This is a genomic window from Paenibacillus sp. FSL K6-2524, assembly GCF_038005525.1.
Taxonomy (GTDB): Bacteria; Bacillota; Bacilli; order Paenibacillales; family Paenibacillaceae; genus Fontibacillus; species Fontibacillus anaericanus.
In genome coordinates, this window is the sequence record NZ_JBBOSP010000001.1 from 3,946,044 (window position 1) to 3,960,574 (window position 14,531).

Below are 14,531 nucleotides of genomic sequence, written 5' to 3' on the forward strand. Positions count from 1 at the left end.
ATGTTTTATACCCAACATCTAATAATATCTTAGCACGAGCAAAAAGTAAAAAAAAATAACCGGCATCATTTTTTATGCCGGTAATGTGATACTGTCACGAAATTGACAACGAAATTGTTCACCAGAGAGTCTTTCCTCACTCAACAGGATATCCAGTGATCGATCAAATACAGCAGAATGATCCATTAATAGCTGTTTTGTTCTTGAAAATAATTCGTCCAGAATTAAGGCGTTCTCTTTCATAAGCACTTCTTTGGTCACCATATCCATATTGACGATACCGAGCGAAGTCATTCCCGATGTCAACATCGTATGGACAATATTTAATGCCTGCTCAAAATCATTACTTGAACCTGTGCTACGTCCGCCGTAATAAATCTCTTCTGCAGCCGCACCAGCCAGCGTAACCATGATCTGACCTTCTAAATAACCCTTGGTATACAGGTATTTCTCTTCCTGAGGATTATGCCGAACATAACCTAGTGCCCTTCCACGCGGGCTAAGGACGACTTGATTTACACTTCCAGGAGAAACAACTTCAGCAGCTACAGCATGGCCCAATTCATGAACCGCAACACGGCGCTTTTCTTCCTCCGTCGATTCACGGTCCGTCTTCTCACCCATCATGACTTTGTCAATCGCTAGCGATAAATAATTTTGGTTAATCTCAGTTTGATGATCACGCATGGCATAAATAGCGGCTTCATTCATTACACTTTCAAGTTGAGCCCCCGAGAAACCATAGGTTTCCTCAGCAACTTTATCCAGACTTACATTTTGCGCAAGCGGTTTGTTCTTCGCATGAAGTTCCAAAATGTGTCTACGGCCTTTCTTATCAGGAAGATCCACTTGAATATGCCGATCAAACCGACCAGGACGCAGCAGCGCACTATCGAGCATTTCTTTCCGGTTGGTAGCTGCTACGAGCAGAATTCGTGGTGTTTCCGAAGAATACATTCCATCCATTTCAGTGAGTAATTGGTTGAGTGTCTGATCATACTCCCTTTGCTGACCACCTTCCCTTTTACCACCAATCACATCAATTTCATCGATAAAAATAACCGCATTTTCTTTTTTCTCTTTCACAGCACGAGTTCGGGCATCTTTGAACAGATCGCGGATGCGTCCCGCACCCACACCAACATACATCTCCACGAATTCACTACCCGAAGCTGTAACGAAAACCGCGTCTGTATATTGTGCAGCGGCTTTAGCCAACAACGTCTTCCCAGTTCCGGGAGGACCAGTTAGTAGAATACCCTTGATAGGTCTAATACCAAAGTTCTTAATATCATCAAGACGAACTAGAAAATCAAGTGCTTCTCTAAGCTCCTGCTTAGCGCTCTCTTGACCCCCAATTTCTTCAAATGTTAACTTGTCTATCCCCTTCTTCTTTCGATTACGACCTTGCAGAGCACCAACCGCAATTCCTCCTCGTGATTTAGCTACTGCAAATAGGGCTGCAAGCATGATCAGAACAATAATAATGGGTACAATATTCACCCCTATATAAGCCAAGAAAATCAAAAATACTGGCACAAATCCAATCGCAACCTCAATCATTGATTTACGCATTGGACCATACCCCCATTTTCTGCGGAATGCGAGGCAAGATAATAAATTTGCTATTTTCTCCATTAGTCAAAGTAATGTACACATTTTTATCATCTATTTCCGCACTCGTCTGTAATGAGCTATCTTGTTGCTCTAGCTTCTCCAAGGTAGCTGTGATCTCTGTATATTGTTTGTTCTCCATCGCCTGTGCTACGGAGAACAATGCCTGCTCCCATAATTTATCTAGAGCAGGTGAGGAAATATCCTCAACATCCAATTTCAGTGTGCGATTTCCGATAATTCCTTTTCCGTCCTGTTCTATATGTTTGACCAAACCGCTAATATCGGTTCCTGGTTCTAATTTCAGTTTCAAATCAACCTCAGTGCGGGTAATATCAAACTGAACAGCATTTACACCCTCATATTCCGTCACCAGTTTTTTTAGGGGATTTTCAACCACCCACTGGCGATAAGCAAACCACCCACCAAACAACAACAGTGCTGATACCGCAACCGTTACAACAATCGGCCAGGTACGAAGTTTCACTTTGATGTCCCCCTTATGATGATAATATGTGTTGATATATATTAACTAGTATACTATTTTCCGACTATATCGATATACTAATCGTATATCATTTCAACAAATAGAAGTATATCACATCATACACACTAATTCGAATGGAAGGTGTGACTATATTTAAAATTTTATATTATTTCGCAGTTTAAACTATGCATACACCACAAAAATAAGCCATGTGCAAAATGTTCATTATCAACATTCGTGCACATGGCTTATTTAAATGTAATTACCTAGCGATTCGGTAGTGTAAACACCTCAGAGAGTGGTTCGCCGCTGCTGAAATTGTAGAAACGATAATAATGATGTGCGTTCTCTTTATAAAATAACTGCCACACTAATTGATCGTTATAAATTCCAGGAACCAATCTTACAATATCAATTTCCGGAAAGCGTTCATGTATGATCGCTTTGACCTGGGCTTCCGTTGTTCCTTCTGAGAGAGGGACTACTCGGGATTCTTTTCCTTCTTGAATCCATACCATGACTGCTTGCCCCGATTCATCCTTACCTTCTACAACCCAGCACACTTCATCCCAAACCGATTTATATACTTTCTTAACATCGCTAATACCGGCTTCCTGCTGTGCTCGTACTACCGCGGCTTGCTCGCCGCTCCACAAATCCTGTTGGATATAGATATAGAAACGGTGAAGACCAAAGAGCACGAGCAGCAGGGTTAGGATAGAGATTAGTATCCATTTGGTTTTCTTCTTCAACCTTCTCTTCCACTCCCCGTTAATGACTTGTTTGAGCTATGACGACGAATTAACGAGATAACAATCCTTCATAAGCTGCTTGCGCTTCATAACGCACTTTTTCTTCGTCAATAGTCAGCGCAGCACCATTCTTAATCACTTGTTTGCCGTTCACCCAAACATGCTCCACATCTTTCGCTCCGGCCGAATACACTGCATGAGAAATATAATCGGTTCTTGGCAGAAAATGAGCCTGCTCCGTATTCAGAGCAATAAAATCGGCCTTCATTCCCTGGGCCAATTTGCCCGTATCCTGTAAGAAAACTGACTTAGCACCATACTCTGTACCCATCTTGAGTGCTTGTAATGCCGGTACAGCAGTTGGATCACCAGATACCCCTTTATGAATCAATGCAGCCAACCGGATTTCCTCAAACATATCAAGGTTATTATTGCTAGCAGCACCATCTGTACCAAGTGAAACGGTAACACCCGCTTTGAGTAATTCAGGCACTCGAGCAACACCGCTAGCGAGCTTTAGATTGCTACCTGGATTATGGGATACTCCTACTTGATGTGCTGCCAGAATTTCGATCTCCTCATCGTTCAAATGCACAGCATGTGCAACCAGTGATGGACGAGAGAACATACCCATATTGAGTAAATGTTGAACCGGTCGTACGCCATAATTACTCACATTTTGTTCCACTTCAGTCTTAGTCTCCGACATATGCGTATGTAACGGCAAGTTAAGATCGTGGGCTGCCTGAACAAATTTCTCGAAGAAATTAGGTGCACAAGTATAAGGTGAATGTGGTGAGAGCATCGTTGTGATCCGCCCGTCTGCTTTACCATGCCAGTCACGAGCAAATCCAACAGCTTCATTTAACTTCTGGCGTTGTTCATCTTCAGAGCAGAACCCAATTGCACCACGCATAAGAACAGCACGTATACCCGATTCTTCTACTACTTTGGCCACTTGGTCCATATGGTCATACATATCTAGAAAGGTCGTCGTCCCACCTTTTAGCATTTCAAGCACGGACAATGAAGTCCCCCAATACACATCACTACCTGTAAATTTAGCCTCCATAGGCCACATTTTATCTTGAAGCCAAACTTGTAGGGCAAGATCATCCCCATACCCACGTAACAGTGACATCGCCGCATGTCCGTGCGTATTTACCAAACCTGGAAGGAAGAGAAGGCCTGCTCCATCAAAAATTTCTGCTCCTTCTGCACCTTCAGGACGTTCCTCACCAATATACGTTATCGTATCTCCCTCAACCAACATATAACCATTAACTACGGGACGTGCATCGTCCATTACCGCTATCGTCCCATTTTTAATTAACCACTTATGACTCATCTAATTCTGTTTCCTTTCCATTCAAATAATAGGCTAAACTCAGGAGGTCCGTTGTAAAATCGGCCGCATGAATACGCACCTCAGGTGGGACCTTCAGAATTGTAGGAGCGAAATTGAGAATCGCTTCTACCCCAGCGGCTACTAGAACATCAGCTACTCGCTGCGCCTCTGTATCCGGAACTGTAATAATCCCGATTCGGATATTATTCTGTTTGACCGATTCTACTAGTTCCTCTATTGGTTGTACCGTAATATTATTGATTTTGCTACCAATCTTCGACGGAAAGGCATCAAAAATACTCACAATTTTCATATTATCCTTCAAGTAAGCATTGTAATTGGAAAGCGCTTGTCCCAAGTTACCAGCTCCGACCAAAGCTACATTAATTTGTTGGTCCAAGTTTAAAATTTGACGAATTTTCTCAATCAGATAAGAAACGTCGTATCCAATCCCTTTACGACCGAAATCACCAAAATAGGCAAGATCCTTACGAATTTGTGCCGGATTGAGTGCCAGTTTCTGACCCAACTCTTGTGAGGAAACTGTAGGTACTTCCCTTTGACTTAATTGATTTAGAAAACGTAAGTAAACGGGTAATCTTCGTACCACGGCATCCGATATTTTTTCTGATTTCATGCATTTTTCCTCCTAATCTGATAAAGAAGAACCTTGTTGTTCTTCAGCGACCAGCCATTCCGAAATACGTGGAACCATCTGTTCAAGTGGCATATGCTCCATCTTCGGTCCGGGTAATGAATATAAAAAGTATTTTCCGTAGTAGGATTCCAAGATGCGCGTATCATAAACAACCACAATTCCACGGTCTTGCGAAGAACGGACCAGCCGTCCAAAACCTTGCTTAAAGCGGATAACCGCCTGCGGCACAGACAACTTCATAAAGGGATTCTTCTTCTCCTTCTGAAGTCGCTCACTCTTCGCTTCAATCAACGGATGGTTGGGAGGTTGGAAAGGTAAACGGACAATTGCCAAGCTGGTTAAAGCTTCACCTGGAATGTCTACACCTTCCCAGAAACTACTCGTTCCAAGCAGAACGGAAGCACTCTGCCCTTGAAACCTGCGAGTTAACTTACTACGATTACCACTATCCATCCCTTGGCCTATTACCGTAATTCCCCGTTGAGACAGCAGTTCCTTAAGAGGATCATACACTTGCCGTAACATTCGATAAGAGGTAAACAACACCAACATTCGACCTTGTGTTACAGTTGCAGTGTCTGCTAAAGACTGCACAAGCGTATTGACAAAATGATCATCTCCTACGCTCCCCTTAACACTCGGGAAATCCCTTGGAATTACTAGGAGTGCTTGATCACGGTAATTAAATGGAGATGGAAGCACTGAAGTAACCAATCTATCTTCGGAGGCAGCCTCCTGAAGTCCAAGCTGTTCAATCATATATTGAAATGATTTATCGACCGACAATGTCGCCGAAGTCATCACTACACTCTTCTTCTTATCAAAGAAATACGATTTTAATTGGGCGCTCACATCAATTGGAACAGCAAAGATCTGTAATGATCGACTACGGTAATTACCATTGCCTTCGATCCAGTACACCGTATCCTCGTCATCCAGTTTGATGAAAGAACGCAAACCATCACGCTCGTTTGCGATATCTTTGAATAATCCACTGATATCCGTCATTAAACCTTCAGATCCGTAATCATCTGGCTCTTCCCTAATCTCACCTAGCATGCGTTCTCCCTTGCGAAGCACATCGCTCAGAATAACATAAATCTGATTCTCCAATGCTTCAATAGCATCCCATTCCTTGGGCTTCCTATTTGGAAGTAACCGAAGAACGAACTGTCCAGGATCTCCTGGAGCTGCATCACTGCGGTCAGGCATGAGCACGAAGAGCATTTCGCTGAGCTTATCCCAGCTCTCTTTCACATCCAGCAGAGAACGATATAAGCCATCAATAATAGAACACCACTCTGATGACTTTTCACTCTTCGTATTCTGAAGGGCGCTTCTAAGACTCGGAAGTTGTCCTGTCTTACTATCTTTGAACAGACGTGTCAAAGTATGCACAACAGTAAAGTACTTTAATTGAAGGCCCAGATGCTTTCCGGCTACGTCTTCTAAATGATGAGCTTCGTCAATAACCAATCGCTCATAGCTAGGAAGCAATTGATGTCCCGCTTGAATATCTGTGAACAATTTGGAATGGTTAGTAATGACTACATCAGCGATACCAGCCTCATGCTTAGCACGATGATAGAAGCATTTGCGGAACCAAGGACAGGAACGACCCAGACAGGAGTCCGACTCACTAGCCACAGTCTCCCAGAAGTCCCCCCCACGATTCCCCATGTTGAGTTCCTCATCGTCCCCGGTCTCCGTTTGGGTCAACCATACAATCATTTGTGCGGCGATCATTACTTCTTCTTTTGGCGTTGCAAAGTCTTTTCTATTTATTTTATGTTCAAATTTTCTCAAACACAAATAATGCTGTCTTCCTTTAAAAATGGCAGCTCTAAATGGAAAAGGCACTACTTCAGTCAGTAATGGAATGTCACGCTCGCGCAACTGTTCCTGTAGATTAATCGTGTGAGTGCTGACCATAACCTTGTCATCTTGTTTCACACTATGGTAAATGGCAGGCAGAAGATACCCTAGAGATTTACCTGTTCCAGTTCCGGCCTCAATTAATAAATGCTTATCTTCTTGAAAAGCCTGCATAACTTCGTCAAGCATCAAGTTCTGTGCTTCTCGCTCTTCATAATTTGGCAGTTTAGCACGTAGTCGATCTCTTACCCCATCCATAAATTGCTGGAATGTCACATTATCCAATGGATTAGTATCGTCACCATACCTAGCCGGAATCATCTCCGTCCAATCATCTACTTGGAGGGCGAATTGCCGATAATAGGTATGACCTTTCGGATTAGGATCAACCTGTTGTTCCTTTTCTTGCAACATGGCATCAAAGAACCAACCTAAATCACTATCTTCTCCTGCAAATAAATCGGACAAACGTTGCAAGGTGAGCAGCGGCAGACCCTCAATTTCCTCCAAACATTTTATGAAGATCAGAGCTGTTGCCAGGGCATCGCTATCCGCCTGATGTGGACGATCATGCTGAACTTCAAACTCTGAAGAAACTTGGCTTAGCTGATACGAAGTCAGTGAAGGAAAAATAATCTTCAAGAAATCCATCGTATCGAGAATTCGTCCGGTAAATGGTAAGTAACCCGTTCTATCCAATGAGCTCTGTAAAAAGTTGAAATCGAAAGCCACATTATGACCTACAAGCACAACATCATTAAGTAATGGAACCATTTCCATCATAACCACATCAAGATCTGGTGCATCCTTAACAAGTTCATCCGTAATGCCTGTTAACCCCGTTATAAACGGTGGAATTGATACTCCTGGATTAACAAAGGAAGAATAAACGTGGGACACAGTAAGATCATCATCTATAATGGCAAGCCCTACTTGGATAATTTCATCCGAGGACTGATTACCTGTCGTTTCAAAATCAAGTACAGCATATTTCATTGCGTTTATAAGTCCCTTTCATCCCAGTCTCTTTAACAGCATAACAGAAGATTTCAATTTTGAAAATTAGTCCCTCCAACATAACAAAGCGATGCGCACCATACAAAGGGTGTTCGCATCGCTATTCAATGGAAGGATTTCATTCTGCGTTATATCAGCGATGATAATTGATTCCCGAATTGTAGCTTTCCGGAGTGATGCATACATGCTTCCAAATTAGCGAGAGGTTCGGGCAAGGACGGATCGCTGTGATGAGCCATTGTAAAATACTCCTTGGCTTTCACACGTACTCCGCGATTCGCTTCAATACATCCAAGTGCGTTATAAATGATTCCACGTAAACGTTTATTAGCTGCACCTTTTAGTACTTGTTGAAATTGTGAATCTGCCGCCTCATGTTGTCCCATATGCAGATGACACATGCCCAAGTATGCGTGTGTGAGGAAACTATTAGGGAATTGTTCCAATACATGTTCGAATTGCCCCATTGCCTGTGGATACATCAGAAGTTTGTAATAACCTTGCCCCTTCACGAAGGCGTCATTCTTCATCACCAAATCCGGTGGTTCAAGTTCCTGGCTTTCTTCAGGACTCCCCCAATTTTGGCGTAAAATACCCATCTTCTCTTCGAAACAAAGCCATTCCTCAATAATGCCGTCACTCATATGCTTGAGCAGGTTCCATTTATGGCCTAGATCCTGCTTATGCACTCCTTGGGCCACCGGGTAATGCCGTGTTATTTCATCCAGCATATCATTCATTTCCGCAAATACATGCTGAAACATCATTTGCACCCCACCCTTAACGAAGATGAACTCTGTATTTAGCTTACGTTCATTTTCTGTTAACGGAGCACTTTTCATTCCCGTAGGTATTAATTGCATAACAAGGGGGCTTTATTTACTGCAAACCACTAAAATTAGCGGATAGTCGAGTGAAGCTCTTGATCCGCTTTTTCCACTGGATGGTTATTCTCGCCTACAAAGACAACCGTTGGTTTATGACTTCTGAGTTCCTCAGCAGACATTTGCGCATAGGAGATAATAATAACGTTGTCTCCTGGTTGTACCAACCTAGCAGCTGCACCATTCAAACAAATCACACCACTGCCTCTTGGGCCAGGGATAACATAAGTTTCTAGGCGTGCACCGTTGTTATTGTTGACAATTTGTACCTTCTCATTTTCCAGAAGATCAGCAGCTTCCATCAAATCTTCGTCAATTGTTATACTCCCGATATAATTCAGATTGGCTTCTGTTACGGTGGCACGATGGATTTTCGATTTCATCATCGTTCTATACATGGTTGATGACACCTTTCTTAGTTAGAATTATATTATCGATTAAGCGTGTCTTACCAAATCGTACGGCAAGTGCAATTAGAACATCCTCTTCACTGTCCTTCAAGGAAGTTATATCATCCAAAGGGATCATCCCTGGAAATTGGCTAAACTCTACATAATCAATTTGAGCTAATGGTTCCGATTGAATCATTTGCTGAATTTCTTGTCTTAACTCCCCCACAGTCACATGCTCAGACTCCTCAGCTTTACTCTTAGCCTGCTGAAGACTTCTGGACAATACTAATGCTGCCTCTCGATCCTCTGGGCTTAGATACACGTTCCGTGAACTGAGGGCGAGACCATCAAGCTCCCGCACGATGGGACAAGGTATAATTTGAACATCCATATTGAGATCCCCAACCATTTGGGAAATAACTGCAACTTGTTGAGCATCCTTCTGTCCGAAATAAGCATGATTGGGTGAAACGATGTGTAACAATTTTCCAACCACGGTTGTCACTCCGTCGAAATGACCTGGCCGAGATGCACCACATAATTTAGCAGTCAATTCTTTGACCGAGATCGTCGTCTTGGTCGGACGTGGATACATTTCTTCCACACTAGGTAGAAAAACCACGTCAACTCCCTCTTGTATAGCCAATGCCAAATCTTTCTCCGCATCACGTGGATACGTTTCGAAATCTTCATTAGGGCCGAATTGGATTGGATTCACAAATATACTGAGCACGACCAAATCATTTTCCATACGAGCCCTCTTCATTAGACTAGCGTGACCTTCATGTAGGAATCCCATTGTAGGCACTAATCCAACACTCAAGTGCTGTCCAGAGCGAGCAGCGTTAAATTTAGTGTCCTTCAAATAAGCTCTTAAGGCACTGATTTCTGTAAAAACTTTCATGAGTGCGACTCCGCCTTTCCTTTGCCATAAAGTTGATCAAGCACACCTTCTTCTGCAGCAAACACGTGATCTTCCCCTGGAAAAACGCGAGTTTTAACTTCTTTCACGTATTCTGAAATTCCACTTCGTATTTGATCCCCGATATTGGCATAAGTTTTTACGAAGCGCTTTTCCCGATATTCGGAAGTATATTTTAGCACATCATGGTATACCAACACTTGACCATCACATCCACGACCTGCACCGATCCCAATTGTCGGAATAGAGATTTCCGCGGAGATAGCAGCGGCTACTTCCTCAGCAACCAATTCTAGTACGATGGCAAATGCACCAGCCTGCTCCAGTGCTTTCGCATCCTTAATCAATCGGCGGGCATCCTGCTCGTCTTTCCCTTGTATACGATATCCTCCAATTTGATTGACCGATTGAGGTGTCAAACCGATGTGGCCTAATACAGGCACACCTGCTTGGACAATGGTTTGAACCGTAGTAGCAATTTCAGCTCCACCCTCCATTTTAACCGCATGAGCATGACCCTCTTGCATCAATCGACGCACATTTCGTAATGTCTCATCTATACTTCCGTGGTATGTCATAAAAGGTAAATCCGTTACGATAAAAGTGTGTTCTGCTCCCCTTGCTACGGAGCGAGAGTGATACACCATGTCATCCAACGTTACCGGAATGGTTGAATCGTAGCCTAGTACCACATTTCCAAGTGAATCACCAACTAATATTATATCGATATCGGCTTCCTCCGCCAGTTTGGCTGAAGGATAATCATAAGCCGTAATCATCGTAATAGGATTACCCTCTTGTTTCATTTTTTTTATTTTGACAATATTCAATGCTCGTTTAACTGACATTTTTGCCCATCTCCTTCATGATTTCTATATCCCCACCGACTTTAACGCCCATGACAAAAAACCTTTTAGTATAGGCACTAAAAAGGTCCGAAATCTAAAGAAGAGTCACTTTCGATCGTCCCTTCTGTCTCGGTCCTTTACGGCTCAGAGCAGAATCCAACGTTACCAATAACAAATTCAAGAAATTTTCATAAGTCACACTGTCATACCGCCATGAGTGCAGTTTAGAATAACTAATACCGCCTCATGCCAACAGTATAACAAAATACGCCTTATATTTCATCCACCAAGTTGTACTTCTCCTGAGTAAATATTTATTCGCTGGCCATCCTTACTAATTAACGTCAGAGCTCCCGAAGGATCCAATCCTTCTGCAATCCCTTGAATGTCGCCACGAGCCGTTTTAACGGTGATTTCTTTACCCATGGTAATCGATAACGCTTCCCATAGATGACAGATCGGACCAAACCCTTGTTCCACATATAATTCATACAACTTTTCTAATTCGTTCATTACTGCACCAATCAGCACGGCCCGATTACAATCTTGACCGCTCTCCATCTTGAGCGAAGTAGCGATTGCTAATAACTCCGGCGGATAATCTTCAGGCTCTAAATTCACATCGATCCCGATACCCGCTATACAATAGCGGATCAGTTCATCCTCACCAACGGACTCAATAAGGATACCACATACCTTGCGTCCTTGAACCAACAGATCGTTTGGCCACTTTATCCCGGCATCTACTCCTGTGACCGCTCTGATAGCCCGACAAACCGCAACAGCACATAATAAAGTGAGTTGGGGAGCACAGGTTAATGGAAGCTCAGGCCTCAGCAGAAGGCTCATCCATATCCCTTTACCTGGAGGTGATAGCCATTTCCTACCTTGACGTCCACGACCACTAGTTTGCTCCTCAGCAATGATAAGACTGCCAGAAGGAGCGCCTTGTTCAGCGAGCAACCGCATTTCCTCCTGAGTCGAGGTTGTCACATCTATAAGTTTCAGACGCCTTCCGAACGAATTTGTCTTCATTGCCTCAATCACTGCAGTAAACTCCAGCTTATCCGGTGTATGAACTAGTCGGTAGCCTTTGCGCGATACGGCTTCAAACTCATAACCTTCTAAGCGAAGCTTGTTGATTTGTTTCCATACTGCTGTCCGGCTGATACCCAAGCGACGGCTAATTTCTTCACCCGATATATACTCCCCAGGATTTTGTAGTAACATATTCAATAGTTTGTTATCTTTCATCTCGGTTCACCACAGCTTTCGCTTGTTCCAATAGTATGTCTTTGTCATTGGGCAAGTCGCCCAAGGCCACACTAAGTAACCATTGTTTCATCAACTTACCGAGCCATGGACCTCCCGGTTTACCGGTGATCAAGAGAACTTCATTTCCGCTTACAGCTAAATCCTGAACCCGATGTACTGACAAACTTTCATGCCATAGTCTCGTCATCTCTAACGAACTAACTTTTGAATCATTCGCTCCTCCATGATCCCCATTGCAGCCTTCAAGCAGTATAGCTTGTCGTTCTAGCCATTTTTCCGTTACAGACTTACCGAACCTAACTTGCAGTGTTGTCCACACTCTACGCAGTTCCTCTTCATTATGGGGACGAACTTTAGCTTCCGTCCACGCTTCATCAAATTGCACAATCTCTGCCGTCCCTTGTGCGACCGCATTGGAGAATGTCCAAGCCTTCATAATGCGTGACGCCTCATCCCCTTGAATTCCTAAACCTTGTATTAATAGAGACCATCGTACTTCTGGTTCATTTCCTTGAATCTTACCTAAGGTCTCAAGCAAATCTTTACGAATATCATTAATTGAAGGTACTGGAACTTTCGTGTAATGCAGCAACCCACTTCGATCTAATAAGGCAAGTCCGCGAAGAGGATGCGGACCAAGAACAATCCGTTCAAGTTCTGCACGAATGCGCTCCATCGCAATGTAAGACAGCTTGTCTCTGCCAGCGAGTAGTCCACGCCACATGCTCTTTACAGGACGAAAACCAAATATGGAAGCAAAACGAATCCCCCGCATCATCCGAAGTGCATCTTCGTCAAAGCGTTCTGAGGCATTTCCTACGCACCGAATTAGCCCAGCTTCAATATCTTCCCGGCCATGAAACGGATCCATCAGAACACCGTTTATGTCACGCGCAATGGCATTCATAGTAAAATCACGGCGCTGTAAATCCTCCGTAATATCATCTACAAATTGCACGCTTAAAGGGCGACGATGATCCGCATAGGAAGACTCCTTACGGAATGTCGTCACCTCAAATTGATAATCTTCCATTAAAACAGTAACTGTTCCATGCTGAATTCCCGTTGGCACGGTACGTTCAAACAAAGAAATGACTTGCTCAGGACTCGCTGAAGTTGCGATGTCCATGTCATGAATCGGACGGTCCATCAGTTCGTCTCGTACACATCCTCCGACAAAAAAGCACTGAAAGCCACTTTCGAGTAACTTACGCAGCACATCTTCCCCCTGACGCAACATCAGGGGGTTCACCTGTTTCCAGGAATTCATGTTGAAACCTCCTTACCCGCAAGTCGGGTTTAAATGAGGTGCCTCCCGATTAAGAACCCGGTAATAAATTGATTCATATTGGGCCGTTATCACATCACTGCTGAATTCATTTCTCGCTCGTAATAAGCAGGACTCTCTCATCTCTCTAGCGAGCTTCTCATTCTTAAGCAACAAAATACTGTAATCCGCCATTTGACGTGTAGCTCCGATCGGAGCAAGAAAACCAGTTTGGCCATGTGACACAAGCTCCGGGATCCCTCCAGCCACCGTTCCAACTGTCGGTACACCACAAGCCATCGCCTCTAAAGCAACAAGACCAAAACTCTCCTTCTCTGAAGGAAGAAGTAATATATCTGCCATGGAAATAACATGTGCGATATCATCCTGCTTGCCGAGAAAATGCACCCTGTTCTCTAAACCCATTTCTTTAATTTTCATTTGAACCTTCGGTAGATCTGGACCTTCCCCTACAAGTAAAAGGCGAGAAGGAACCTGTTCATTTACCATCTTGAAAATGTCGACGACATCGCTGACCCGCTTCACTGGGCGGAAGTTAGAAATGTGCATAAGCACCTTTTCATCTTGTGCAGCGAAGTCACTGCGGCATGCAATTGCATCACGCGGATGATAAACTCGTTCATCTACAAAATTGTAAGTCAGATCAATATCTCTTACTATATCCAATACTTCACGAGTTTCCTTCATCAGATCATGCGACACACTAGTCACAGCGTCACTTTCATTGATGGCTAACCGAATCAAGTCCTTGAGTGATTCATCCTGCGCTAAGACAGTAATATCCGTTCCATGCAAAGTCGTCACAACCTTCAAATTATCCCCGACCATTTGCTTCGCTAGGAAAGCACATACCGCATGAGGTACAGCGTAATGAACATGTAGAATATCGAGCTGTTGTGACTTGGCCACTTGGGCCATTTTTGTTGCTAGAGATAAATCATACGGAGGATATCGAAACACATAATAATCGCTGACATCTACTTCGTGATAAAAAATATTCTTATGAAAACTTCCTAAGCGAAACGGAACGCTATGCGAAATAAAATGAACTTCATGGCCTTTTTCAGCGAGAAGCTTACCCAGCTCAGTCGCCACAACCCCCGATCCGCCTAGTGACGGATAACAGGTAATGCCAATTTTCAAGAATCGGTCCATAAATCGGGGGCCTCCT

General features: G+C 43.5%; 13 protein-coding genes. All 13 read right to left on the reverse strand.

Annotated features, from left to right (window positions below; translation table 11 throughout):
* Window positions 1-72: 72 nt before the first annotated feature.
* Window positions 73-1,575 carry an AAA family ATPase gene (locus tag NST85_RS18060; protein ID WP_341190028.1) on the reverse strand — a complete coding sequence of 501 codons (1,503 nt, stop codon included), beginning with the start codon at window positions 1,573-1,575 and terminating at the stop codon, window positions 73-75.
* A complete protein-coding gene (locus NST85_RS18065; protein WP_341190029.1) occupies window positions 1,568-2,101 on the reverse strand; it encodes a hypothetical protein in 534 nt (177 codons plus the stop codon). The genes NST85_RS18060 and NST85_RS18065 overlap by 8 nt, the downstream gene beginning before the upstream one ends.
* A gap of 266 nt (window positions 2,102-2,367) precedes the next feature.
* Window positions 2,368-2,853: a cell wall elongation regulator TseB-like domain-containing protein gene (locus tag NST85_RS18070; protein WP_341190030.1), complete on the reverse strand. Its 486-nt coding sequence runs from the start codon at window positions 2,851-2,853 to the stop codon at window positions 2,368-2,370.
* A gap of 49 nt (window positions 2,854-2,902) precedes the next feature.
* Complete coding sequence (locus tag NST85_RS18075; RefSeq protein ID WP_341190031.1) at window positions 2,903-4,201, reverse strand: amidohydrolase; 1,299 nt, start codon at window positions 4,199-4,201, stop codon at window positions 2,903-2,905.
* Window positions 4,191-4,838: a redox-sensing transcriptional repressor Rex gene (locus NST85_RS18080; RefSeq protein WP_127190816.1), complete on the reverse strand. Its 648-nt coding sequence runs from the start codon at window positions 4,836-4,838 to the stop codon at window positions 4,191-4,193. The genes NST85_RS18075 and NST85_RS18080 overlap by 11 nt, the downstream gene beginning before the upstream one ends.
* A 12-nt stretch (window positions 4,839-4,850) precedes the next feature.
* Window positions 4,851-7,730, reverse strand: a complete 2,880-nt coding sequence (dinG, locus tag NST85_RS18085) for an ATP-dependent DNA helicase DinG (protein ID WP_341190032.1) — start codon at window positions 7,728-7,730, stop codon at window positions 4,851-4,853.
* A 149-nt stretch (window positions 7,731-7,879) separates the two neighbouring features.
* Window positions 7,880-8,614, reverse strand: coding sequence for a tetratricopeptide repeat protein (locus tag NST85_RS18090; protein WP_341190033.1), 735 nt, complete (start codon window positions 8,612-8,614; stop codon window positions 7,880-7,882).
* Between the two features lie 35 nt (window positions 8,615-8,649).
* Window positions 8,650-9,033, reverse strand: coding sequence for an aspartate 1-decarboxylase (gene panD, locus NST85_RS18095; RefSeq protein WP_127190818.1), 384 nt, complete (start codon window positions 9,031-9,033; stop codon window positions 8,650-8,652).
* Window positions 9,026-9,931, reverse strand: coding sequence for a pantoate--beta-alanine ligase (panC, locus tag NST85_RS18100; protein ID WP_341190034.1), 906 nt, complete (start codon window positions 9,929-9,931; stop codon window positions 9,026-9,028). The genes panD and panC overlap by 8 nt, the downstream gene beginning before the upstream one ends.
* On the reverse strand, window positions 9,928-10,797 hold the full coding sequence (gene panB / locus NST85_RS18105; protein ID WP_307395715.1) for a 3-methyl-2-oxobutanoate hydroxymethyltransferase: 870 nt from the start codon (window positions 10,795-10,797) through the stop codon (window positions 9,928-9,930). The genes panC and panB overlap by 4 nt, the downstream gene beginning before the upstream one ends.
* Before the next feature lie 279 nt (window positions 10,798-11,076).
* Complete coding sequence (locus NST85_RS18110) at window positions 11,077-12,051, reverse strand: biotin--[acetyl-CoA-carboxylase] ligase (RefSeq protein ID WP_127190821.1); 975 nt, start codon at window positions 12,049-12,051, stop codon at window positions 11,077-11,079.
* A complete protein-coding gene (locus NST85_RS18115) occupies window positions 12,041-13,342 on the reverse strand; it encodes a CCA tRNA nucleotidyltransferase (RefSeq protein WP_127190822.1) in 1,302 nt (433 codons plus the stop codon). The genes NST85_RS18110 and NST85_RS18115 overlap by 11 nt, the downstream gene beginning before the upstream one ends.
* A 12-nt stretch (window positions 13,343-13,354) precedes the next feature.
* Window positions 13,355-14,515, reverse strand: a complete 1,161-nt coding sequence (gene bshA, locus NST85_RS18120) for an N-acetyl-alpha-D-glucosaminyl L-malate synthase BshA (RefSeq protein WP_127190823.1) — start codon at window positions 14,513-14,515, stop codon at window positions 13,355-13,357.
* Window positions 14,516-14,531: the final 16 nt, after the last annotated feature.

What these genes read in the sequence shown, in the direction of transcription:
- NST85_RS18060 (WP_341190028.1), bottom strand. Translation starts at nt 1,575, where the DNA reads ATGCGTAAATCAATGATTGAGGTTGCGATTGGATTTGTGCCAGTATTT.
- NST85_RS18075 (WP_341190031.1), bottom strand. Translation starts at nt 4,201, where the DNA reads ATGAGTCATAAGTGGTTAATTAAAAATGGGACGATAGCGGTAATGGAC.
- NST85_RS18080 (WP_127190816.1), bottom strand. Translation starts at nt 4,838, where the DNA reads ATGAAATCAGAAAAAATATCGGATGCCGTGGTACGAAGATTACCCGTT.
- dinG (WP_341190032.1), bottom strand. Translation starts at nt 7,730, where the DNA reads ATGAAATATGCTGTACTTGATTTTGAAACGACAGGTAATCAGTCCTCG.
- NST85_RS18090 (WP_341190033.1), bottom strand. Translation starts at nt 8,614, where the DNA reads ATGCAATTAATACCTACGGGAATGAAAAGTGCTCCGTTAACAGAAAAT.
- panD (WP_127190818.1), bottom strand. Translation starts at nt 9,033, where the DNA reads ATGTATAGAACGATGATGAAATCGAAAATCCATCGTGCCACCGTAACA.
- panC (WP_341190034.1), bottom strand. Translation starts at nt 9,931, where the DNA reads ATGAAAGTTTTTACAGAAATCAGTGCCTTAAGAGCTTATTTGAAGGAC.
- panB (WP_307395715.1), bottom strand. Translation starts at nt 10,797, where the DNA reads ATGTCAGTTAAACGAGCATTGAATATTGTCAAAATAAAAAAAATGAAA.
- NST85_RS18110 (WP_127190821.1), bottom strand. Translation starts at nt 12,051, where the DNA reads ATGAAAGATAACAAACTATTGAATATGTTACTACAAAATCCTGGGGAG.
- NST85_RS18115 (WP_127190822.1), bottom strand. Translation starts at nt 13,342, where the DNA reads ATGAATTCCTGGAAACAGGTGAACCCCCTGATGTTGCGTCAGGGGGAA.
- bshA (WP_127190823.1), bottom strand. Translation starts at nt 14,515, where the DNA reads ATGGACCGATTCTTGAAAATTGGCATTACCTGTTATCCGTCACTAGGC.